Source organism: Pedobacter sp. WC2423, from assembly GCF_040822065.1.
GTDB lineage: Bacteria > Bacteroidota > Bacteroidia > Sphingobacteriales > Sphingobacteriaceae > Pedobacter.
The window spans coordinates 5,681,246-5,702,830 of record NZ_CP162005.1; the positions used below are offsets into that span (position 1 = coordinate 5,681,246).

At 38.2% G+C, this 21,585-nt stretch carries 24 protein-coding genes; 14 read left to right on the top strand and 10 right to left on the bottom strand.

Annotated features, from left to right (window positions below; all coding sequences use genetic code 11):
• Nucleotides 1-69: 69 nt before the first annotated feature.
• Nucleotides 70-654 (bottom strand): GyrI-like domain-containing protein, encoded by a 585-nt coding sequence (locus AB3G38_RS23840; RefSeq protein ID WP_367866195.1) that lies wholly within the window; start codon nt 652-654, stop codon nt 70-72.
• 522 nt (nt 655-1,176) lie between these two features.
• Entirely contained in the window at nt 1,177-1,911 is a 735-nt protein-coding gene (locus AB3G38_RS23845; RefSeq protein ID WP_367866196.1) for a GntR family transcriptional regulator, read from the bottom strand.
• Between the two features lie 400 nt (nt 1,912-2,311).
• Between AB3G38_RS23845 and AB3G38_RS23850 the strand changes: the two genes are divergently transcribed.
• From AB3G38_RS23850 to AB3G38_RS23860, 3 genes are all read left to right on the top strand, one after another.
• A complete protein-coding gene (locus tag AB3G38_RS23850) occupies nt 2,312-3,607 on the top strand; it encodes a hypothetical protein (protein WP_367866197.1) in 1,296 nt (431 codons plus the stop codon).
• A 63-nt stretch (nt 3,608-3,670) separates the two neighbouring features.
• The gene (locus tag AB3G38_RS23855; RefSeq protein ID WP_367866198.1) at nt 3,671-6,739 is read left to right on the top strand and encodes a SusC/RagA family TonB-linked outer membrane protein; all 3,069 of its coding nucleotides are present in this window, start codon (nt 3,671-3,673) and stop codon (nt 6,737-6,739) included.
• A 10-nt stretch (nt 6,740-6,749) separates the two neighbouring features.
• Nucleotides 6,750-8,261, top strand: a complete 1,512-nt coding sequence (locus tag AB3G38_RS23860) for a RagB/SusD family nutrient uptake outer membrane protein (protein ID WP_367866199.1) — start codon at nt 6,750-6,752, stop codon at nt 8,259-8,261.
• A 74-nt stretch (nt 8,262-8,335) separates the two neighbouring features.
• On the opposite strand, the gene AB3G38_RS23865 is transcribed toward AB3G38_RS23860, so the two are convergent.
• The 3 genes from AB3G38_RS23865 to AB3G38_RS23875 all read right to left on the bottom strand — a co-directional run bounded on the left by AB3G38_RS23865 (nt 8,336) and on the right by AB3G38_RS23875 (nt 9,271).
• Nucleotides 8,336-8,749 carry a GreA/GreB family elongation factor gene (locus AB3G38_RS23865; protein WP_367866200.1) on the bottom strand — a complete coding sequence of 138 codons (414 nt, stop codon included), beginning with the start codon at nt 8,747-8,749 and terminating at the stop codon, nt 8,336-8,338.
• A gap of 32 nt (nt 8,750-8,781) precedes the next feature.
• Complete coding sequence (locus tag AB3G38_RS23870) at nt 8,782-9,018, bottom strand: hypothetical protein (RefSeq protein ID WP_367866201.1); 237 nt, start codon at nt 9,016-9,018, stop codon at nt 8,782-8,784.
• Between the two features lie 94 nt (nt 9,019-9,112).
• On the bottom strand, nt 9,113-9,271 hold the full coding sequence (locus tag AB3G38_RS23875) for a hypothetical protein (protein ID WP_367866202.1): 159 nt from the start codon (nt 9,269-9,271) through the stop codon (nt 9,113-9,115).
• Nucleotides 9,272-9,586: 315 nt separating this feature from the next.
• On the opposite strand from AB3G38_RS23875, the gene AB3G38_RS23880 reads away from it, so the two are divergent.
• Complete coding sequence (locus tag AB3G38_RS23880) at nt 9,587-10,012, top strand: group III truncated hemoglobin (RefSeq protein WP_367866203.1); 426 nt, start codon at nt 9,587-9,589, stop codon at nt 10,010-10,012.
• A 14-nt stretch (nt 10,013-10,026) separates the two neighbouring features.
• Here the strand turns inward: AB3G38_RS23880 and AB3G38_RS23885 are convergent, their stop codons facing one another.
• The 3 genes from AB3G38_RS23885 to rhuM form a co-directional block, all read right to left on the bottom strand.
• Nucleotides 10,027-10,686, bottom strand: a complete 660-nt coding sequence (locus AB3G38_RS23885) for a DUF6266 family protein (protein ID WP_367866204.1) — start codon at nt 10,684-10,686, stop codon at nt 10,027-10,029.
• 56 nt (nt 10,687-10,742) lie between these two features.
• On the bottom strand, nt 10,743-11,381 hold the full coding sequence (locus AB3G38_RS23890) for a DUF6266 family protein (RefSeq protein ID WP_367866205.1): 639 nt from the start codon (nt 11,379-11,381) through the stop codon (nt 10,743-10,745).
• A gap of 342 nt (nt 11,382-11,723) precedes the next feature.
• A complete protein-coding gene (gene rhuM, locus AB3G38_RS23895; RefSeq protein WP_367866206.1) occupies nt 11,724-12,716 on the bottom strand; it encodes a RhuM family protein in 993 nt (330 codons plus the stop codon).
• Nucleotides 12,717-13,294: 578 nt separating this feature from the next.
• On the opposite strand from rhuM, the gene AB3G38_RS23900 reads away from it, so the two are divergent.
• The 3 genes from AB3G38_RS23900 to AB3G38_RS23910 all read left to right on the top strand — a co-directional run bounded on the left by AB3G38_RS23900 (nt 13,295) and on the right by AB3G38_RS23910 (nt 14,976).
• Entirely contained in the window at nt 13,295-14,104 is an 810-nt protein-coding gene (locus AB3G38_RS23900) for a BPL-N domain-containing protein (protein ID WP_367866207.1), read from the top strand.
• Nucleotides 14,105-14,274: 170 nt separating this feature from the next.
• Complete coding sequence (locus tag AB3G38_RS23905; RefSeq protein ID WP_367866208.1) at nt 14,275-14,517, top strand: helix-turn-helix domain-containing protein; 243 nt, start codon at nt 14,275-14,277, stop codon at nt 14,515-14,517.
• Nucleotides 14,518-14,739: 222 nt separating this feature from the next.
• Nucleotides 14,740-14,976 (top strand): hypothetical protein, encoded by a 237-nt coding sequence (locus tag AB3G38_RS23910; protein ID WP_367866209.1) that lies wholly within the window; start codon nt 14,740-14,742, stop codon nt 14,974-14,976.
• Between the two features lie 143 nt (nt 14,977-15,119).
• Here AB3G38_RS23910 and AB3G38_RS23915 read toward each other — a convergent pair whose 3' ends face one another.
• The gene (locus AB3G38_RS23915; protein WP_367866210.1) at nt 15,120-15,749 is read right to left on the bottom strand and encodes an NAD(P)H-dependent oxidoreductase; all 630 of its coding nucleotides are present in this window, start codon (nt 15,747-15,749) and stop codon (nt 15,120-15,122) included.
• 98 nt (nt 15,750-15,847) lie between these two features.
• Here AB3G38_RS23915 and AB3G38_RS23920 point away from each other — a divergent pair, with 98 nt between their 5' ends.
• From AB3G38_RS23920 to AB3G38_RS23945, 6 genes are all read left to right on the top strand, one after another.
• On the top strand, nt 15,848-16,210 hold the full coding sequence (locus AB3G38_RS23920) for a winged helix-turn-helix transcriptional regulator (protein WP_367866211.1): 363 nt from the start codon (nt 15,848-15,850) through the stop codon (nt 16,208-16,210).
• Between the two features lie 367 nt (nt 16,211-16,577).
• On the top strand, nt 16,578-16,754 hold the full coding sequence (locus AB3G38_RS23925) for a WYL domain-containing protein (RefSeq protein WP_367868784.1): 177 nt from the start codon (nt 16,578-16,580) through the stop codon (nt 16,752-16,754).
• Between the two features lie 72 nt (nt 16,755-16,826).
• Nucleotides 16,827-17,219, top strand: a complete 393-nt coding sequence (locus AB3G38_RS23930) for a RidA family protein (RefSeq protein WP_367866212.1) — start codon at nt 16,827-16,829, stop codon at nt 17,217-17,219.
• Between the two features lies 1 nt (nt 17,220).
• On the top strand, nt 17,221-17,799 hold the full coding sequence (locus AB3G38_RS23935; RefSeq protein ID WP_367866213.1) for a YdeI family protein: 579 nt from the start codon (nt 17,221-17,223) through the stop codon (nt 17,797-17,799).
• A gap of 510 nt (nt 17,800-18,309) precedes the next feature.
• The gene (locus AB3G38_RS23940) at nt 18,310-19,059 is read left to right on the top strand and encodes a glucose 1-dehydrogenase (protein ID WP_367866214.1); all 750 of its coding nucleotides are present in this window, start codon (nt 18,310-18,312) and stop codon (nt 19,057-19,059) included.
• Between the two features lie 66 nt (nt 19,060-19,125).
• Nucleotides 19,126-19,707, top strand: a complete 582-nt coding sequence (locus AB3G38_RS23945; RefSeq protein ID WP_367866215.1) for a TetR/AcrR family transcriptional regulator — start codon at nt 19,126-19,128, stop codon at nt 19,705-19,707.
• 238 nt (nt 19,708-19,945) lie between these two features.
• Here the strand turns inward: AB3G38_RS23945 and AB3G38_RS23950 are convergent, their stop codons facing one another.
• Nucleotides 19,946-20,959, bottom strand: coding sequence for a hypothetical protein (locus tag AB3G38_RS23950; RefSeq protein ID WP_367866216.1), 1,014 nt, complete (start codon nt 20,957-20,959; stop codon nt 19,946-19,948).
• Between the two features lie 211 nt (nt 20,960-21,170).
• Here AB3G38_RS23950 and AB3G38_RS23955 point away from each other — a divergent pair, with 211 nt between their 5' ends.
• Nucleotides 21,171-21,533, top strand: a complete 363-nt coding sequence (locus AB3G38_RS23955) for a winged helix-turn-helix transcriptional regulator (RefSeq protein ID WP_367866217.1) — start codon at nt 21,171-21,173, stop codon at nt 21,531-21,533.
• Nucleotides 21,534-21,585: the final 52 nt, after the last annotated feature.

A 21,585-nucleotide genomic window follows, 5' to 3' on the forward strand; every position in this document is an offset into this window, starting at 1 on the left:
GAGTTGTTCAGTGGCTTGCTGATCTCTCCTCAGTCAGAAGAGATTACGGCCGATCAAATTGAGTTTTGATTATTTGACAGGCTGACGTAATATCGTCCTTAGTTTTTCAGGAACGGTATTTCGAAAATCACTCAAATACACTTCGTGATGCAATCCGGTTTTCTCCAGACCTTTTTTAGCGATAAAGGCGTGCAGTTGTTGTATGGCTTCAGGTTCTGTACTAAATGGCCCGGTGTGCAGCACCTGTACTACATTATTTTCCCGCATAGTATAAAGCTCTATTTCTTTGGCTAAAAGTATTTGTTTTTTTGAAATTACCTGTTCAATGGCAGTGCACAACGATTCCTGACGAATATAAGCTGGCATACGAATCAATAATTTATATTTCCACTTTGCACGGGGAGTTTGTGCGTTTAGATCCCATAAACCTTCCAGTTTTGATATCATGAAATCCTGATTTATTGCCTTATGCATAAACTTAATGGCATAAGCGGTTGCATATAAAGCTTGAACCTTAGCTGCAAAAGGCTCGTCGTTTGGATCTCCAATACCTGAAATGGCTATGTAGTTAGCTTGATCCAGGTCTAATAAAGCGGGAGCTTTACCTGCAGAGTAATAAGTTTTAAAAAGTTTTGTCAAGTCTAATTTTCTCATCTTTTGTTGGATTGAATTGCTAAGGAACGGCCCGTTGGTGACAGCCCTATGTCAGCAGTTCTGAGAATTATTTGAAGAAGAAGAAAAAGAAAATGCCTGAAGCGGAGGTTAGCAAATAACCGTCTGTGTTGTGGGAAAGTTCACCAGGGGCAGGGAGAATTGAAATAACGGAATTGAAGAATACTTATATAAAGATTTATAGATATCTGTATATCTTTATATAGATATTCTTTGCTATTAAACAATGGATGTTAATGCATAAAGATATCCTGTACCTCTTCCAGTGACTTTCCTTTAGTTTCGGGTACCATTTTGTAAACCACTATCAAGGAAATCGGACAAGGAAATCAGACAGCAAGAAGCGAAAAACCAGAACATAACAATCGAGACGGAGTATTTGATAACCGGGTATTTATTCCGTCCGGGTTGTATTCAGTCATTACGTTTGGTTTTATATTGTAATGTCCAAACATATGACATTTCTTTTAAATAGTCAAAGACCATTTTTTAATCCATTAAGATCTAGTGATTTCTTCTGCTTTCTACCGTGTAAATAAAGCTTTCCGCATTGTAGTAGCCTAAGTTATATTCCATTGCGCGGTCTCCCTGGTCATAAACGAATCTCTTTCTGAATAAAATAGGGCTTCCGGTTTCCACCTCCAGTTTGCCGGCAATAAATTTATTTGCAGTAATGGCACTGATCTCTTCCTTAGATAAATTAGCGATTACCGAATGTTCTGTTTCCAGCATTTCATACAAAGGCTGCTTAAAGTCTTCTTCTCCTGTAAGACCAATCCGAGGGTGGAAATAAGAGATGAAATAAACAAAGGCACCCTCAGCTCCACCACGTAAACGCTCTAATTTCAGGATCTTTTTATCTGTTTTAATGTCAAATAAGTTGGCAATCTGCTCATCAGGATATACCCAGCTCACATGCAGTTCGTAGTTTTTAACAGGTATACCTCTGGCTTTCATCTCTTGTGAGAAGCTTAGCCAATTCATTGATTTAGAGCTTATTTTAGAAGGAGCGACCTTCGTTCCATAGCCCTTTTTCCGAACCAGTAATTCTTCATAAACCAGTTTGTTCAAGGCCTGGCGAAGCGTAGTTCTGGAGATAGCCAGCTTTTTTGCAAGATCGACTTCATTAGGCAACAATTTGCCAGCCTGGTAAACGGGGTCTTTGATCAGTTCTCTTAATAAGAGTTCGGCCTGGATATGAAGAGGGATATGACTTTTATGGTCGATGGAAATATTCATGGTCAACTTAATAATGATACAATTATCACCTGTAAACTTAAGCTTTTTAGTACATACATAGTTAATTGGAATGTAGGTATATATGCGTTACATATAGCCGTCCGAAAAACTAATAGTTCACATGAACCCGAATGAACAAAAATAAACTTAAAAGAAAAGTTGAATAGGATCAAAATTATTCTCCATGTTAACTATGAACAATAAGTAAAATTGCAATCCAACCCTGACGAAGCTTAACCGTTTTATCAATACAAAAAAAGATCATCTAAAATTTGGAAATACCTAGAATACTTTTATGTTTGTACATAACTATTAACCAACCAAATATAAACGGTAATCATGTTTCCAGGTAAAAAGAGAAACGTGTGCGCTTTTATTTATTGTATTTAAATAAAACTGAATGAAAAAATCTTTACTTCTTTTTTCTGCTGTTTTTTGTTTACTACAGCTAAACTCTGCCGCACAGGTAGCAGACAGCGCAGAACTTGCCAGATCCATACGGTCTGATAAGCGTTTAGATACCATTCAGGCAAGAGCAATTCAATTACTCACCGGGTTCTCCGCAGACACATCTTATGATGAAGTCTGGATCAGGGACTTTAACACGTTCATTAAAGGCGCTTTAAAAATTCAGCCCAAAGAGAAAGTCAGAAATATGCTCCTGATGTTTTTTAAAATACAGGGAGATGATGGAAACATCGTGGATGGCGTAGTGGACAGCGCGCAAGCAAATGGAGGATATCAATACTGTTATTCCGCCTTATTACCAGGATGGGCAGCCCATAAAAATACGGTTGAAACAGATCAGGAATCCTCGTTGATCCAGGCGGTGAAAAAGTATATTGACGTTACCGGCGATCAGGGTATTCTTTTTGAATGTATTAAAGCTAAAACCATTTTGCAAAGAATGGAGGAATCTTTTTCTTATATCTTAAAAGAGAGGTGGTCAGAGCAATATGGTCTTGTAAAAGGAGCCACTACAATAGACTGGGGAGATGTACAGCCCGAAAAAGGCTGGGGGGTAGCGGTTAATGCGCATACCAAATGGGCCATTGATATTTATGATAATGCCATGTTTGTAATGGCCATTCATGATTTTCTGGCCATGAAACCTAAAGACTACCAAACACAGCAAAACTGGGCTGTTCTGGCCAGCACAATTAAAACGAATGTCCGCAAACATTTGTGGATGCCTGAAATTCAAAAATACAGACCTCACTTATATCTGGATGGCAGTCCTTTCTCCAAAACATTTAACGAAGACCAGATTTTATATGCTGGCGGTTCAGTATGTGCAATTTTAGCCGGATTTAATACGCTAAAAGAAGTACAGCAAATTAACCTTCAGCTCGTAGCCGCCGCCGCAAAAGAGAAGTTTGCAACGATAGGTTTTACCGTTTATCCCCCTTATCCGGAAAGTGAATTTCCAAATATGCTCCCTTATTCTTATCAAAATGGCGGTGACTGGACCTGGTTCGGTGGCCGGATGATCAGCGGCCTGATCACTCATAAGCTGGTGAAGGAAGCCTATGCTGAATTGATGCCTATGGTAGACCGCGCAATCGTGCATAAAGGATTTTACGAATGGTACAATGTACAAACCGGCGAAGCTAAAGGATCGGGCGATTTCAGAGGTGAGGCAGGTGTTTTATTTGATGCCGTTGAATCCCTTAAACGATGGGCAGCCAAAAATTAACAATCGAATAGCTTTTAAACGATCATATAACCACACCAAAAACCAAAAACTAAAAACCAAATTATGAAAAAAGCATTTATTTACTCCATCCTGCTCTCGCTGCTTTCCCTGCAAGTGATGGCACAAATTAAAATTACCGGGAAGGTCACCGGTCTGAAAGACAACCTGCCCATTCCCGGTGTTAGTATCAAAATAAAAGGGACAGCAGGAGGTACGTTGACTGATGCTGCTGGAAATTACCAGATTCAGGTAGCTGATGACAAAGCTGTCCTGGTTTTCTCTTCTACAGGTTTTACCTCACTGGAAAGAACGATCAGCGGCAGAAGTACCATCAACATCCAGTTGGATGAAAAGGCAGATAACCTGAGCGAAGTAGTTGTAATCGGCTACGGTACAGTAAAGAAATCAGATTTAACCGGAGCTGTAACGACTATCAAGGGGGAGCAGCTAATGGATAAACCTGTGGCAAATATCTCTCAGGCACTGCAGGGTAAAATAGCAGGTGTTGAGGTGAGTTTAAACAGTGCAGCTCCCGGAACCGCAGCTAAAGTAAGGGTGAGGGGTATTGGATCTATTAACTCCAATATTGATCCTTTATATGTGATTGACGGTGTTGCCGGTGTTGATCCCAATTCAATTAACCCGAATGATGTGGCTTCATTAGAAGTACTGAAAGATGCTTCTTCAACAGCAATTTATGGTTCCAGAGGTGCAAACGGGGTCATCATGATCACTACAAAAAGAGGGCGCAGAGAAGGAACACAAATTAGTTATGAGGCCAATGCAAACGTAAGTGAGCTATACAGGCATGTGAAAACATTAAATTCAGAAGAATTTCTGAAAGTGTATAATGAAGCTTTTGCCAATGGGACGAAATTTGACCCGGCTGGTGGCGTATGGACTCCTCCAAAAGCATTGAATTATGCGAATTATCCATCGTTATTTGATACCAATAATAAACCGCTGTACGATACAAACTGGGAAAAGGAAACTTATAAACCTGCTTTCTCCCAAAATCATCAGTTAAATGTACAAGGTGGTAATGAAAAAACACTGTATAGTTTATCATTAGGTTATTTGAATCAGAAAGGACTTGCACCTACTTCAGGTTTTAAACGCTATTCTGTGAAAATGACCTTAGACAATGACGTTAAACCCTGGTTGAAAATAGGTGGTAATGTGAACCTGATCAGAAGTATACAACGTTTGGTTACTGATGGTAACGGAAGTTTGAACGTAGCCAGAGCAGTAGCTGAAGAAGTGCCAATTTTGCCTGTCAGATATCCTAATGGCCTTTATGCAGGAAATTTTGATATTGACGGTTTAGAAGGTGCACCAAATCCAATTGATATTGCGAACAACAGATATACAATCAACAATACTTTGCAGATGCTGGGTAATGTTTACGCCTTATTCCATATTACCAGTGAACTTGATTTTAAAACCGATTTCGGATATAACCTGAGTTCGAATAAAAACAACTTCTTTTCTTCTCAGAATTTGCCGCATTTATCAAAAGATGAAGGTGGGGTAGCTAATATCAATGCTTATGACAATTACTACTGGCAAACTGAAAACTATTTGACGTGGAACAAAAAGATTAATGACCGTCAAAAACTGACTGCTTTAGTTGGGGTATCCTTACAGCAGACAGGTTATGAAAGAGTTCGTGCAGAGACACAGAATTTCGTAGATGATCTTTTTCAATTTCACTATCTTCAGGCAGGTTCTGTAAAATCAGCAAGTGAATCCTATGATACTAAATCGGCTTTGAGTTCATTTTATGGCAGGTTGAATTACAGTCTGGATGATAAATATCTGTTTACAGCAACTGGCCGTTATGATGGATCTTCAAGATTCGGAAAAAACAATAAATATGCATTTTTCCCTTCTGTAGGTGCTGCATGGCGTATTTCACAAGAAGATTTCCTGAAAGGAAGCAAAACTGTTTCTAATTTAAAGATCCGTGCAAGTTACGGTACTTCGGGTAACCAGGAAATTGGACAGGCACGCTCTTTATCACAAATTCAGCCAAGTACAACTGTGTTAGGTGGTGCGGCACAATCATCGCTGTTGCCTAGTTATATTGGTAACCAGGATTTGAAATGGGAGAGATCGATTCAGGCAGATGCAGGAGTTGAATTAGGGTTATTCAATGATAGGATTAACCTGACTTTCGATTATTACAACCGTGTTACTAAAGATTTATTGCTGCAGACCCCAATACCATGGTCGGCAGGTTTTACCAATGCAAACGTTTACAAAAACGTCGGTTCAGTCAGAAATTCAGGGATAGAAATCAGTTTGAACACAGTCAATGTTAAAACTGACGACTTCACGTGGTCTACCAGCTTCTTATTTTCAGCGAATAAAAACAAAGTAATCAAACTGAATGATGGTAATGCTGATATTTTTCCTGGCCCGAACTTCCTTGGTCAGAATTATGTAGTTCGTGTAGGAGAGCCTATTGGATCTTTCTACGGCATGACACGTTTGGGTACTTATGGGGAAAATGAAGCAGCTGATGCCGCTTCTCATGGATTAAAACCTGGAGACAGAAAATACCTTTACAATGCAGATGGTTCGGTGAACTATAGTATTATCGGCCGTGCTTATCCAAAATGGACCGGAACATTCAGCAGTAGCTTTAAGTATAAAAACTGGGATTTATCATTTGATATCCGTTTTGTTCAGGGGGTAAATACAGCAGCTAACTTTAAACACTCTGCTGAAGACAGACAGACAATTTCGAATAGTTTAGCTACAGTTTTAAACGCATGGACACCACAAAATCAAAATACCTCTGTTTCTCAGGTGCGTAACTATAAATTCGCTCAGGATTCACACTTTGACAGCTGGTGGGTAGAGGATGGTTCATTTATCCGTGGCCAGAACTTTATTGTTGGCTATAGTTTACCAGCAGCGGTTAATCAGAAGTTGCACATCAATCGTTTAAGAATTTATGCAAACGTTCAGAACCTTTTTATCATTACCAAGTATACAGGGTATGATCCGGAGGTAGATACATTTAATCAGACTTATGGTTCAAATGCATCCTTCTCTCAAAACATTGACTTTTTCGCTACGCCAAGACCACGTATCTGGAATTTAGGCGTTCAACTTACCTTTTAAACTGAATCATATGAAAACGACAAAAAATATATTATTTGCGGTACTGGTCTTACTTACCTGTGCCTCTTGTAAAAAATTCCTGGATGAAAAGCCTACCGATTTTATTACACCAGACTCAGAACTTTCCAGTGCAAAAGTAGCCAGGGCCCTTGCAAATTCAAGCTATCAATATCTTCAGGGGATGTTGGCAGGACAACCCTCATCTTATGGAGGAAATGCCTGGAACCTGATGGAATTTATGACTGGAAAAGCGAATAGTGACCTTGGGCAAACAGGCGCTGTTAATTTTCAGAACTTATCTTATAATACAACTTCATTTTACATTGATACCTGGTGGCAGCAAATGTACCAGGGTATTGGTGCCTGTAACCTGGCGATAGAAAAAATACCAGCTATTAATGCTCCTGGACTAAGTGCAGCAGATAAAACAAATCTGCTGGCTGAAGCACGTACATTAAGGGCCTTATATTATTTTTACCTGGTCAGAATGTATGGAGCTGTTCCAAAGGTTACTGAAGTGCCAAAAAACCTGAACTTATCTATTCCAAGAACGGCTGCAAAAGATATCTATGATACCGTGATCATCCCGGATTTACTGGAAGCAGAAAAATCTACTTTACCCTGGAAAGACATTACCGGAAAAGTATCTATGGGTGCTGTAAAGTCGATCCTGGCAGATGTATATTTAACTTATGCAGGGGCAGCTATCAATGGCGGAAAGCAATATTATGCGGAATCAGCTAAACGTTCACTGGCAGTTACACAAACAGGAGGTTACTCTTTATTCCCGGAATATACAGATATGCTGAAACCAGCTAACAAGAACAATGGTGAATTTATTTTCCAGGTTCAATATGCGGCTTCTGTTCCTTCAGCCAATCCTTTGACTTCACTGACTATTCCAAATTATTCTGGTATTTCAGGGTACTCGGATGAATACGGTTCAGTTTATCCGACCCCTCAGTTTATCAGTTCTTATGCAGCAGGTGATAAAAGGGTAGCAGAAAAACAATTTTTCTATACGAGTTATAAAAGCTTCAAGAACAATGATATTGTAAAGTTTAAAGGAAATTATATCTATAAATGGTTTGACTCTACGGCTGTAGCCGGAACCTTAAAGTCTGACCTTAACTTTACTTTGTACCGTTTAGCGGATGTAGAATTGATGTACGCCGAAGCCTCAAATCAGGCGGAAGGTGCGCCAAATGGTACAGCTATTCAGTTTGTTAATGACATCAGAAAAAGAGCTAAACTGGCTCCGGTCGGTGCATTGTCATCGGCAGCTTTTGAGCAGGAAGTATGGGCACAACGTTATTATGAATTGTGCTTTGAGAATAAAATGTGGTTTGATATGATCCGTACCAGGAAGGTTCACAATGATGTAACAGGTAACTGGGACAATTTTGTAGGACACAAAACAGTATTTGGTGCAACATTCTCAGAGAAGCAGTTGTTATTTCCATTGCCTAAACAGGAAACTGACGTGAATTCAAGTTTATTACCAAATAATCCAGGGTTCTAAGCCACATTCTTTTTCTAAATTGAAACGCCCTGTTAATCCAATTGACAGGGCGTTTTTTTATATAATTAAATACGTTATACCTTTTGATGTGTAACTTTTAAAATAGCAAATGTTCTCATGCCATCAGGCATTTCCCATTGAACTTTTGAACCTGCACGGTAGCCTAATAAGGCTGTTCCGATAGGGGCAAAGACAGACATTTTATTTTCTTTCATATTGGCTTCTGCAGGAAAGACAATTTGGAAAGTATATTTTCTTTCGCTTAATACTTCCTGTATTTCCACTACCGATCCGATACATACGGCATCATCAGGCAGTTCATCTTCTTTGACAACCTTTGCAGAGGCCAGCTCTGCAAGTAATTGATTTTTATTGTATTCGGAAAGATTAGAATCTTTAAGATGTTTTTTTAACAGATCCAGTTCTTTTTTAACGATCATTAATTGTTCCGTTTTCATATGTTCTTTATTGATTGTTTTTGTTGTCATATGCTTATTCTTTAACTGTTTTGTGTTATTTATTAGTTCGCAGCATGCGATTTATGAAGATTGAGCAGACGACTATGGATTTTAAATTTCCGCCTGTGTTTGCTTAATTTATGGTGGAGGAATAATTGCAGTGCAGCTACCAGGATGGCCATGATGTCCAGCCACAGGCAATCCATTAATAAAGCAGCAAGGACAAGTATCACATTCAGGCCGAAAAGACTTATCAAGCCTGAGCCAATCCATGATATGGATTTAAATTTTTTGATCATAAAACATTAATTCAGTAAAAAAAGAGAGAAGAGCTGTTTTGATAAACAACTTCATGATTTTCCTGAAGGCCCCAAACCAAACGCAGGCCGGGGCTTACTTAATAAAGTCCTTGCTGGTAGTTTGGGAGTGGAATCCAAAATGGTAATGAACAGATACCATACGGCAATACATTGCAAAAGCAGCACACATTCCCTGGGTAAAGGAAATTTCGAGCATTGCATAAATAAAGCGGTGTGTATGGATTGTTTTCATTAACAAAATAAATTAAGATATAAAAAAATGAAGCTTTATCGCTGGCCCTGATCCTGAAGCAGGGCCGGGACTTACTGAATAAAGTCTTTACTATTTTTACGGAAGAAGTATCCTAAATTAGCGTGATAAGAAACGGGATGGCGTTGCAGCACACGGGCAGGTTGCATTTTTAATGCAATCGCCATTCGAAGCGTGTAAAGTAAGTGCCTGATTAAACCCATTGAAACAAATTTCTACTTTTAAATCACAAAAACAAATATTTCCTTATGTAATGTATTATTCTCTTAGGAATGTTACATAACTATGATTTAGCGTATGAATTTTTCAAAGCTCTTAATCCTTAAATTTACAGCAATGAAAGCCGACGTTAAAAATCTGGAAGATATTACCCTGTTTGTAGATAAGTTTTACGGAAAGGTGCAGGACGATGCGTTGATCGGGCCGGTCTTTGCTGGTGTTATCCGGGACTGGACTCTACACCTGCAACAGCTATACCGGTTTTGGAATGCTGCATTATTTGGTGTTCCCGGTTTTCGGGGTAATCCATTTGCAAAACATGCTCCACTAGCTATTGAAGAAAAACACTTTGAACGCTGGCTAATCTTGTTCTCTGAGACTATTGATGAAGATTTTGAAGGAGAAATTGCCACAGAGGCTAAAAACAGAGCAGGATTGATGGCCGAAATGTTTCTTCGCCGTTTGCGTGGAATGAATGGTGATCCGACTAAAATCATTGTCTGAAAACTTTCTCTTCGTTAAAGATTTATGGTAAACTCTCCCAGATGTTCTGTTTCTGAAACAAACTTAAGATCATCAGATACAAAGAAAAGCCATACCTGTATTTTACCTTCAAAAGAGCCTGGCAAGTTTACTTTAAGCGCCAGCTCACTTCTTTGCGGATACAATGGAGCAACTGTAGAAATATTCTTTTCAGGATGATAAATAAAGCAATAGGCTCTATCGGTAGGGGCTGTCGCGTCATTATCTATCAGCTCATCCTCTTCCCAGGTAACCTTCATTTTATTCCCTTCTACAGTGACTGCAACGTTAAAACCATTGTCAATTTCTGTTGAATAATCAGCAGGTTTACTCAGCTTTATATTGGAATAATTCAAGGTGAAATCCGGATAAACTCCGTCAATTGCATGATGCAGGTTATAGCACATGGCATAATTCATCGCGGTCATATTTTTAGGCGGCTTCTGAAAACTGAAATTTACTTCAGAGCGGAACATGCGCATAAACCTGCCTGCTATTTTAAACTTTGCTTGTTGCGTCAATTGTAAAACCGTGGCCTCCTTAGAAGATTTCTTTGGTTTGCTTTTACCAACATATTTACTTTTCCATTTAGAAATAACCAGTGCGCCGATTTTTCCGGTAAATACGCCTAATGAGCCTTGTTGTAAGATTGCCATAACTGAGTTTAAATTAATTGAGGTGAAATTATAGATGACCGTTAGCAATGGTATAGTTACCAGACAACCTGTCCAACATAAATGCTGTTGGAGATGCTTTTTCGGCTCTCAGAGATAAATGAAATGTAAGTTTCCAGTAATAATGGCTTTTTCCTTTTCCGAATGGGTAAAAATGCTTCCCCTTCACTTCTCCTGCCTGCATTCAATTGAAACTCCGTACCCCGCTTTTCCGGATCGTAAGCCATCAGCATAACCTGGTCATTTTTGTTTACACCTTTTGTCGTGAAACCGGCATCCCATTTAAAAGTTAAACCTTTCTCAACTCTGCTGACCAGAACATCAGTTATAACAGGCATTTTACCCTGACTGAATAAGACTTTCGTAAAATCTATTTGCTGATCAGGATAATTACCTGAAATGGCATTTAATCGATTGTAAGAACTCGCTACAGTATAATAAGTTTGAAGGTTAAGTTTCCCTTCCAGCCCAAATCCTACACTCAAAAAACCTTTAACAGGTTTTAACAGCGCAGTTGTTAATGCAGTTACCTGCCTGCTTTTCAAAACAGGGACAGTAGGTTTATCGGTGCGCAAACCAATTGTCCTTGAGGTGAGCTTCCCTAAACGCATATAAGTTACTCTATTACCTGATCTGCCTGTAGGGCCGTTGTTTGATCCATTTCCTGATATTGCCATAATTATATTTTTTACATAAATAAATAATCTGTGTACTAACAAGATAGGCATTTAATCTGATTGTAAGTGAATTAAATTATAACAAGATGTTCGTAGGGTTTAAGTTACAGTTTGAAGCGTGTTTGATACGGGTTTGAAGCGGGTTTGATACGGGTCGAGGCGTTTCAAACCCGTATCAAACCCGCTTCAAACCCGTATCAAACTGCAGGAGAACACAAGCAGTAACCCGCTTGTAATTTGCGTTAAAAGTATGGAGACTAGTACTTGAATAGTACAGAAATAAGGCTGAACAAGCGTAAATTGATAGGAAAGACAATTGTAATCGAAAGATACCTTTTGGTTTTAATTGTTTGTGTTGATCAGGTTCACCATTACTTTCACCATCATCTCCTTTTCATCAGATTTGCTTTCAGCGATCATTAATGTCAATGCAACTAATGCATTATCTGCGATTCGTTTTGAACCATCCTCTCTATATAGAATTCTATTCTTTTCCATGAACCAAACGAAAAGATAAGCTGCTATTCTTTTATTACCATCAGAAAATGAATGATTTTTGACTACGAAATATAACAGATTGGCTGCTTTTTCCTCTACACTAGGATATAAATCTAAACCGCTGAATGTTTGATAAATGGCTGCAATAGAGCCTTTGAAGGATTCATCCTTTTCATTACCAAATAATGAACTGCCACCAAATTTTTCTTTCAGATCATATATTGCCCGCCTGGCTTCAGTATAATCTATCACAAATAATTCTTCAACAGTAGTTCCTTCGATAGTTAACTCCTGATGATCATATTTATCAAGAATATCTAAAGCATAGGCATAATCAGTTACTACTTTTAATAGTCCTGTGGCTTCATCGTTGTTTAATGATTTGTTTTCAATTACGTTACTTAAAAGTGTGACTGCATTTTTCAGAGAATTTAACTGCTCATTCTGCTCTTTTAGACGCTTTTCATTGATGGAATAGCCTTTCAACAGGTGATCTTTTAAAATCTTATTTGCCCAAATCCGAAACGCTGTCCCTTGTTTTGAATTAACTCTATATCCAACAGAGATGATTGCATCGAGATTGTAATATTCAATAGTTCTTTCTATATGCCTGTTGGCTTCTATTTGAACTGTTGCATTTTTTGCAACAGTTGCTTCTTTTGTTAGTTCTTCTTGTGTATAAATATTGTTTAAATGCCTTGAGATAGTGGATTTGTTTTTACCGAATAATTCCGATAGCTGATTTAGTGTTAACCAAATGGTGTTGTCATCAACTTTCACATCAATAACTGTCTCGCCATTTTCTGTTTTATAAATTACGATCTGATCGTTCTGCATTTTTTCTACGTTTATTAAGTACAAGCAAACTTATACCTTATTCTGCATAGGATGGTTAAATTTGTTTTGGAAGAAATCCTAAAATTCTGTTCTATTTTGCTGTAATAAAGGTTTTTGACCTAAAATTTTGCTTGGAGCGATGCGATTTCCATTTAAGGTTCATGAAGCAATCCAGCTGTACTAAGGTCGAACCAATTGTGACAAAAAAGTATGCTCTTATTCCCGATTTGAACCGTAAAAAATAAGTAACAATGTAATTTCAAATTCAGGAAGGGAATCTATATTACTTATTTGCAAAGCAAATAGTCCGTAAGCTTTGAATGGAGTAGAAGATGTAAACTTATGACCTCTGGACAGTTAAAAGGAACATTACTATAATATATAGCACGAAATCTACTGACAAACTGTGGTTTTACGCCCGTTAAACCAGATGGGCGTCATATATACCAGCAGAATGGAACAGGGCTATTTTGATTATATAGGATGTAAACTTGAAATAATATAGGACTTTTGAATAGTTTGGTTGTCATTAGATAAAGCATTCATGTAACTCTTCAATAATCTTGTATAATATAACAATGAACACTTATCACAATTTAATCATTAACCATTTTACCAGAGCGATTCTGGTCTTTTTTTTAATACTTACATTTTCAAGTTGTAGTAAGGGCTTTCCTGAGACCCCTATGGTCAATTCTTTAAGGCTTAATCTGAAGAAAGGGGATACTTTACGGGTCGCAGTTTACAGGGGCGTAGCTTCATGCGAAGAATGTGCTGAAACAGTAAAATCCGCAATTGAAAAGTTGGGTGTAAAATATAAGCTTGATTTTGTAGGGCCAGAGGAACTTGTAGACATCACGGAGAAAAATTTGAGTAAATATGATATTTACGTACAACCTGGCGGAGGACAGGACATTAACGGCGCATTTAGAAGTCTGGGCCAAAATCGGGTACAAGCGATCCAGAATTATGTTTCCAATGGTGGGAACTATCTTGGCTTATGTATGGGTGCCTACCTTGCCGACGCAAATAACCTTGGACTCATAAAGGATGAACTCGATTCGGAGGTAGGACGTCCCGGGTTTCCTGTAAAAAATATTGACGACACATCAGTTCGCTTAACTTGGGAAGGCCGTAATGAATATGTGTTTTTTCAGGATGGCCCATTCCTGCTATCAGCAGAGGGTGATCAAATGTTTTATAAAATTGCATCCTATGCAAATGGCGACTTGGCAGCCGCACGTTATTCTTATGGAAAGGGACTGGTTGTCTTAACAGGGCCTCATCCAGAAGCCAACAACACCTGGTTCGAAAAAGCTGAAATACCATTGGATAAGCGTCCTTCACAAGACTTGTTCAAAGATCTGATCCAAAGCTTCTACCGATAGGACAGTTATCTGATTCTCTCCCAAACACAAAAAAATAAACAACATGAATACAATTTCAAAATTAACTAAAGTAGTAGTATTTGCCTGTTTACTGACTACAGGCTTTACATCATGTACAAGTAACGGAAATAAAGCTGCAACGCAGATTGATTAGTGATTATGCCAGGGAAATGTTTGTAACAGAAAAACGGTTGAACCAGGCAACATCAAAAATATTAGGGAAAACGGCAAAAGATGTTACCAACGCCCGGATGGTTTTGGAAGCTAAGCGCTTGTTATCGCACACCTCTAAAAGCGTTAAAGAAATTTGTTACAGCCTTGGCTTCGAGGAGCCTACGAATTTTATAAAGTATTTCCGGAAGCATAATGGTCTGACACCAATTCAATTCAGGGAGAAATATGCAATTGAATAAGCAAAGAGTTAATTAATTTCAAATGTAATCATTCGTAATTCTACAGGCAACACCCCGGACTTTTTATTATTTGAATGAATTAATAGAAATTCCTAAATTAACAAGATTGAAAAAAATGATAGAAACTGAAGAAGATAATAAGCGTTGGAATCTTACCACCTCAACAATAAAAAAAGTTCAATAGCGTGCTGCATTATTTGTTCGAGCCCTGAGTGTAGGCTAATGACTGTTGCCCCATCCATAAAAGATGATGATCTGGTTCAATACGCAGGAAAAGTGGCGCATACCCTACCTGCTTCAAAAGGCGGTCCGAGGGAAATGCCTGGAACAACTCCTGCCCAGCGCCAGAATATGAAAAATGCCATCTTTCTTTGTAGTAGTTGCGCAGATATTATTGACAAAAATAATGGTATAGACCACCCGGTCACATTACTTCAGCGCTGGAAAAAGAACATATAGATCCGGCAAATAAAATATCAACCTGATTTGATTTCAGGCTGATTTAGTGTAGTCTTAAAACTGGATTTTGCATTATAAAGATATTTAACAACCCCTCAGCATGTCTGCATGCTCTGGTCAGTCTTGCATGTTGAGGGATTGATCTATTTTATTATAGTTGAAAATTCAGTAATTGGCAAACGAACTTTTGGCATCGAGGCGAGAGAATCGTTTGCAGCATCCCTGTAACCCAGGGATAGAATCACTGCAGCGTGAAGATTCTTTTCCGACAACCCTAAAATGGCATTAAATGCTTCCGGGTTAAAACCTTCCATAGGGGTTGCATCTACTTTGAGTTCTGCAGCTGCAATTAAGGCTGTCCCCAATCCGATATAAGCTTGCTTGCTCGACCAAATGGCATTTTGTTCGGGTGTACGCGCAGAAAAGTAAGGGGTCAGAGTATCCTTTAGAACATTAAGCGTACCATTCTCCAAATTTCTTTGTTTTTCCATCATCGTAACATAATCTGCTATGTATTGGCTGGTTATATTATTAAATGCAGCAAAAACCAGCAAATGAGAAGAAGCATGAATTTGGGTATTGAATGATCCCTCTGCTAATTTTTGTCTGATTTCAGGATTAGTTATCACCATCAAGCGATAAGGCTGTATCCCACAAGAGGAGGCGCTGAGGTTAACGGCTTCGATAATTTGGTCAATCTTGTTTTCACTGACCGATTCACCTGTGTATTTTTTAACAGCATAGCGCCATTGTAAATTTTTGATTAATTCCATTTTTTTATGATTTGACTGCAAAGCTATAATTATGATGTGTACATTTGTAACCAAGTGACAAAAAGTTATAGTGACAAATAGGTAACCACGTGAATGAGATGAAAAAAGAACTCGACCTGATAAAAGATTGCGGACAAAAAATATTAGCCATTAGCGATACAATGGAGATTTTAAATGGGAAATGGAAGATGTCCATCATTGCATGTCTATGTTATCAGCCGATGCGCTATTCCGAATTGCTGAAAGAAGTAAAGGGTATTTCCGGCAAAGTACTTAGTCGTGAATTGAAAGATTTAGAAATGAATGAATTGATTGAGCGTATAGTGTTAAACACTGCGCCTGTTGCCGTAGAATACCGAATAACTGACTATGGAACATCGCTTAAACAACTTACCAATACAATAGCTGACTGGGGATTTATTCATAGAAAACGTATTATTTCAGCAATGAAAACGAGATAAGGAACATATTAGTTTGTAACTAATCAACTGTTTCCTTACCCATTATTTTATCTCTGTGTAGATGGCCCCAATTACGGGTAGGGTGGAAGGTTATAAATGCTTTGGTTCTTGCCGAACAGCTTGTTTTGAAGAATAAAGATTCTTCATTTATTAAACACTACACAGAAGCGATAGACAAAATCAAAGCAGTTTCAGGACAATCAGAGAAAAAAAAGCAAATCTACTTGCAGAAAGAACTCGTTTTGAACAAAATATAAATAGAGAAAAAAACAGCAATAATATTTCATAACTGCAATTTGCGCTGACCAACTTCTATTTAACAGAAATAAACTATACCAACGAGCTAAATAAAGGAACAAGGAGAATTATTGAGCCATTTGCCCTATTAAGCACAACAGAAAATTGGCTACTAATTGCCTGGTGTCGTTTGCGACAGAAGTTTAGATATTTCCGACTTGATATAATAAACAGGACAAATATTCTAACAGAGAAATTTGAACAGCATAAAATGACACTACAAGAATATTTTGATAAGTATCATTAATTTTTAACCCCTGACATAAGGCTGTCACAAAGCCATCCCATATTTGCATTGTAAAATTTAAAACAATAAGAAATGGAAAAGCAAGTATTTGACCCTTGGGCTTGGGGTAAAAACACGAATTCTGTACAAGCTGTTGAAGTGAAAAACGTAATGGGAACGCTATACTGTTCGGGTCAGGTAGCATTAGATGCCAACGGAATCCCAAGTGATGCTGATATGCGTTCACAATTAACACAAACAATCAAAAACCTGGAACAACTTATTAGCGAATCCGGTTATGAATGCAAAAATATTGTCAGACTGAACGTTTACACGACATCAACAACGGATTTTTTTACAACCTGTATGGATATTTATGTACCTTTCATTCAAAAACATGGGATCCAGCAAGCAACCACTTTGCTTGAAGTGAAAGCACTTTTTGCAACATTAACAGTAGAGCTGGAAGCTACTGTTGTAAAGTAAAATGCAAAAAAAAGAAACAACAATATTTTATCCTGCAAGCCTTGCAGCCTGGCGTGAATGGTTACTGATTAACCATTTATCACAACAGTCTGTATGGCTTGTTTTTTATAGAAAAAACTCCAAAAAACCATCCGTTACCTGGAGCGAAGCCGTAGATGTAGCACTTTGTTTTGGGTGGATAGATAGCAAAAAGATAAAGATTGATGAAGAAACGTCGCATCAGTTTTTTAGTAGAAGAAAACCAAACAGCACCTGGTCAAAAATAAATAAACATAAAGTCCAGCACTTAATCGAAACAGGACTCATGACTGAAGCAGGTCTCAAATGTATTGAAACTGCAAAACAAAATGGTTCATGGACTATTTTAGACGAAGTGGAAGAGTTGATCGTTCCGTTAGATTTGGAAAATGCATTTGCAGACAACCCGGATGCGAGAGATTATTATTTAAGTTTAAGTAAGTCTGCTCGAAAAGGGATTTTACAATGGGTTGTACTTGCCAAACGATCAGAAACAAGATTAAACCGGATCAAGGAAATATTAACGCTTGCCGAACAGAAACAAATACCAGGTATATTTTGAAGTGATCAAGGAACAATTTAGCTCACTGAACCTCGATAGATTAACAAAATTATTACCTGTCAAATAATCATCTGTGGAAAATCCGTAAGGATTAACCATCCTCAGGGTGCAGAGCACTGATTTATGTAACTAACTTTTATAAAAATTATTTTATAAAAGTAAATTAGCTTGGTCAAAGTGTCGAGGAATTCATACTTCTATTTCTCGAACACGTTGGCCGGTGGCTGGAATATCACATATATTAAGTGCCCAATAAAGCTAAAGGATTGGGCACTTAATTCAATTTTCTATTAACATTAAGCTATTTGGATTTATAAACCTGGCATATGCTCTTTAGCCAATTGCTTAATTCCTGTTGTAGGAATATTGTTAAGATGGTTGAATGGTACTTGGTTTTAGATTCTTCTATTGTCATCCAAACATAATAATTATTTTTAACGGAATGATCGTTCCGATTTAGATATATATTTGCGGAACGATTATTCCAGAATAAAATAGATCATTAGAAAAATGAAAAAATTAGAAAATAAAGTAGCAGTAGTAACAGGAGCATCAAAAGGTATTGGTGCGAGTATAGCTAAAAGACTTGCCGGGGAAGGTGCAAACGTGGTGGTAAATTATTCATCTGCAAAAGCTGGTGCCGACCAGGTTGTTTCAGAGATTATGGCCAAGGGCGGAAAAGCAATTGCTGTGCAAGGTAACGTCTCCAATCCAGATGACGTTACACGTTTATTTGAAGAAACAACAAAAGCTTTCGGGCCAGTTGATATCTTGGTGAATAACGCTGGCGTTTATAAATTTGGCACTATTGAGGAAATTAATGTTGAAGATTTCAACCACCAGTTTAACACCAATGTTCTTGGTTTGTTATTGGTAACACAAGGAGCTGTCAAGAACTTTAATCCAAAAGGTGGCAGCATCATCAACATTGGATCGGCGATTACTAGCCTGGCGCCTCCTGCAAGTTCAATTTATACAGCAACTAAAGGTGCGGTTGATTCTATCACGCATGTATTGGCAAAAGAATTGAGTGGCAGAAAAATCCGTGTAAATTCCGTAAATCCAGGTATGGTAGAAACAGAAGGCACATACACTGCCGGTATAATTGGAAGCGATTTTGCAAATGAAGCGGTGAGTACTACTCCTCTTGGCCGCATCGGTCAGCCAGAAGACATCGCACTTGTCACCGTATTCCTGGCATCAGAAGATTCGCGCTGGATAACAGGAGATATTTTACTTGCCAGCGGTGGGGTGAGGTAATCTCAATATTTAAAACTAATTTAAAATGAATAGCTTTGCTTTTTAAAAGCAAAGCTATTCCTGGTTATGGCAAGAACAAAAGATTTTGATGAAAATGAAGTATTATCCAAGGCAATACAAGTTTTTTGGTGCAAAGGATACAACGCTACGTCTATGCAAGATCTTGTAGATGCCTTAGGGATTAGCCGTTCAAGTCTGTATGATACTTATACAGACAAGCACACCCTATTTATTAAGGCTCTAGAGAGATATCAACGGGAAGGAAACCAGCAGATCCAGGAAATTGCTGACCAAAATGATCTGGCAAAAAACACGATTATTAAACTCCTGAAATTAACGATTTCAGAATCTGCTTGCGTTAAAGAGCAAAAGGGTTGTTTCATGTTAAATGCGGAGGTTGAGGTAGCTCCGCATGACGCGGAAGTGAACAAAATTGTTTGGACTAATGATCAATATATGGAAAATATTTTCTGTCAGGTGATTAAAAAGGGGCAAGCCAGTGGGGAGCTCAAAAATAAGCAGGATGCCGGAGCCTTGGCCCGATTTATTTTTAATGCTGTAAAAGGGATGCGGGTAACTGCAAAATCAAGCCCCGACCGATCTATTTTTGATGACATCATCAAACTTACGGTATCGGTGCTTGGTTAAAATACCAGGCAAAGTTATAATTCCTTACACTTCATTGGTGCCTTTCAGAAGATGTTTTATAAACGAGATTCAAGCTATTTGATGATGTGCCAATTAATTATTACTCCTTTTTCTTTCCGTCCAACCCCTTGAATGTCTAAGCTTTATACGCTCTTTCCTATGCCCGTTTGTTAATTTTAATAGTCATGTTCAATTTGGTGACTTTGTTGAATTGTGCTCAGGATATCCCGATTAAGTTCTACAAGCTTTCTAAGGTTTCTTCAATTATTTCGATTCCAAATTCTTTTAACCGGTTGCTGATATGATGAGTTGAAATCATAGTTTCCGGAAGATACAACCCCCCGGTCTTTTGTTCAGATTGTCCATTCAGGCCCAATATCTTTTCTGTGATTAAATATACGCCCACAGCTGTGAGATGGGAATTTCCTTTTGGGCCGGATACGATCGTGCTGAGTTTTCTTTTTTCTCCGGATAGCAGGGTGCCTTCAATAATAATGTATAATTCATGGGAAGCTTCCAGGCCCTTACTAGTCCCTATAGATTCCCCTGTAATAAAGTCGAACCGAATATTTTTTGCACTCGTAAAAGCGGCTATACTCGGAACATCCAGCGTACTGAGCGGGTAACCTATTGCTGATGAATGATTGTGCAAATCAATAGTTCTCGGGTTTTCTTTTGCTTGTACTGATAGCCAGTTTCCGCCCTTGCGAATTAGCGCCTCACCAACAAAACCACTAACTTCATTTGCAACCAGCGGCCCTACGCTATCCTTTGGGTCATATAATCCTGCAAGTTCGATAGTTTCTATTTGACTGAATTTATCAGCTTGTTGCCTGACCATAAGGGTTAATATTCCCGCTTGCCAATGACCGGCGTATACAACAGGCGCAACAATCGTTTTGTGAAGGCCCAAAAATGCTGTGGGAGAAATTTGATCCGCTAATTCGCTTACAGCAATACATGCAATGCCATTTAAGATAGCTGTTTCTCTTAATATATTACTGTGATCATCCACCGCTGATATAATCAGGTCAGTTTTCTTAAATTCACTTAGATCGAAGCCTTCTTCGAGATTGATATAGGCTGTTTCTGAATGATTTAATTCCTTCGCTAAAGATATTCCGTTTTGCGGATTTCTACCTGCAAGAATAAGTTCGATATGCTTATCAGCTTGTCTGATTAGTCGTGCGATGTTACTTCCAACCATTCCATAACCGCCCACAATTAAGATTCGTTTTTTCTGTGATTCCATATTAGATTTTTAAATTATATAACTTTACATTTTGCAATTCATTTGAAGTGTGAAGCCGGTCACAACTCATCCGGAAATGCTAAATATGATGCACCACAATTATTAAAGTTTTCATATTTCAATGATTCGTATAATTAAGGCAAAGTTAAGGTTGCCTGTAAACTTTTGTATATTGCCTGCCAATTGTTAGGTACTATAAATAATGTAAGTAATGAGCGAGATCAAGCAATCATCAACCAACTTCTTAAATAAGATTGCGCTGAGCGATGAATGTTCGGAAGTATATGCCTCAAATATCATCGGCGGGCAATGGACATTGGTAATCTGTTCGTGGTTATTAAGTGGTAAACTTAGATTTGGAGAACTAAAGAAGAAATTACCTGGAATTACTGAAAGGATGCTGGCCTTGCAACTGCGTAAGCTCGAAGAGAATAAAATAATCAGCCGGACTGTTCATGCAGAAGTACCGCCATGTGTAGAATATGAGCTGACAGAAATCGGATACGCATTGAAGTCAGTTATCATGGAATTAGAAGTTTGGGGCACAAGCCATAAAAAATTGATCGGTGAGTAACCTTGGATTCCTGTCAGAAACTATTCGGGACATTTAAACTCATTTAAGTATG

Excerpts from the sequence above, each read along its gene's own strand:
- AB3G38_RS23900 (WP_367866207.1), top strand. The coding sequence starts at position 13,295 with ATGAACACTTATCACAATTTAATCATTAACCATTTTACCAGAGCGATT.
- AB3G38_RS23845 (WP_367866196.1), bottom strand. The coding sequence starts at position 1,911 with ATGAATATTTCCATCGACCATAAAAGTCATATCCCTCTTCATATCCAG.
- AB3G38_RS23950 (WP_367866216.1), bottom strand. The coding sequence starts at position 20,959 with ATGGAATCACAGAAAAAACGAATCTTAATTGTGGGCGGTTATGGAATG.
- AB3G38_RS23870 (WP_367866201.1), bottom strand. The coding sequence starts at position 9,018 with ATGATCAAAAAATTTAAATCCATATCATGGATTGGCTCAGGCTTGATA.
- AB3G38_RS23945 (WP_367866215.1), top strand. The coding sequence starts at position 19,126 with ATGGCAAGAACAAAAGATTTTGATGAAAATGAAGTATTATCCAAGGCA.
- AB3G38_RS23840 (WP_367866195.1), bottom strand. The coding sequence starts at position 654 with ATGAGAAAATTAGACTTGACAAAACTTTTTAAAACTTATTACTCTGCA.
- AB3G38_RS23905 (WP_367866208.1), top strand. The coding sequence starts at position 14,275 with ATGTTTGTAACAGAAAAACGGTTGAACCAGGCAACATCAAAAATATTA.
- AB3G38_RS23935 (WP_367866213.1), top strand. The coding sequence starts at position 17,221 with ATGCAAAAAAAAGAAACAACAATATTTTATCCTGCAAGCCTTGCAGCC.
- AB3G38_RS23920 (WP_367866211.1), top strand. The coding sequence starts at position 15,848 with ATGAAAAAAGAACTCGACCTGATAAAAGATTGCGGACAAAAAATATTA.
- AB3G38_RS23955 (WP_367866217.1), top strand. The coding sequence starts at position 21,171 with ATGAGCGAGATCAAGCAATCATCAACCAACTTCTTAAATAAGATTGCG.
- AB3G38_RS23860 (WP_367866199.1), top strand. The coding sequence starts at position 6,750 with ATGAAAACGACAAAAAATATATTATTTGCGGTACTGGTCTTACTTACC.
- AB3G38_RS23885 (WP_367866204.1), bottom strand. The coding sequence starts at position 10,686 with ATGGCAATCTTACAACAAGGCTCATTAGGCGTATTTACCGGAAAAATC.
- AB3G38_RS23940 (WP_367866214.1), top strand. The coding sequence starts at position 18,310 with ATGAAAAAATTAGAAAATAAAGTAGCAGTAGTAACAGGAGCATCAAAA.
- AB3G38_RS23855 (WP_367866198.1), top strand. The coding sequence starts at position 3,671 with ATGAAAAAAGCATTTATTTACTCCATCCTGCTCTCGCTGCTTTCCCTG.
- AB3G38_RS23930 (WP_367866212.1), top strand. The coding sequence starts at position 16,827 with ATGGAAAAGCAAGTATTTGACCCTTGGGCTTGGGGTAAAAACACGAAT.
- AB3G38_RS23850 (WP_367866197.1), top strand. The coding sequence starts at position 2,312 with ATGAAAAAATCTTTACTTCTTTTTTCTGCTGTTTTTTGTTTACTACAG.
- AB3G38_RS23880 (WP_367866203.1), top strand. The coding sequence starts at position 9,587 with ATGAATTTTTCAAAGCTCTTAATCCTTAAATTTACAGCAATGAAAGCC.
- AB3G38_RS23910 (WP_367866209.1), top strand. The coding sequence starts at position 14,740 with ATGACTGTTGCCCCATCCATAAAAGATGATGATCTGGTTCAATACGCA.
- rhuM (WP_367866206.1), bottom strand. The coding sequence starts at position 12,716 with ATGCAGAACGATCAGATCGTAATTTATAAAACAGAAAATGGCGAGACA.
- AB3G38_RS23865 (WP_367866200.1), bottom strand. The coding sequence starts at position 8,749 with ATGACAACAAAAACAATCAATAAAGAACATATGAAAACGGAACAATTA.
- AB3G38_RS23890 (WP_367866205.1), bottom strand. The coding sequence starts at position 11,381 with ATGGCAATATCAGGAAATGGATCAAACAACGGCCCTACAGGCAGATCA.
- AB3G38_RS23875 (WP_367866202.1), bottom strand. The coding sequence starts at position 9,271 with ATGAAAACAATCCATACACACCGCTTTATTTATGCAATGCTCGAAATT.
- AB3G38_RS23915 (WP_367866210.1), bottom strand. The coding sequence starts at position 15,749 with ATGGAATTAATCAAAAATTTACAATGGCGCTATGCTGTTAAAAAATAC.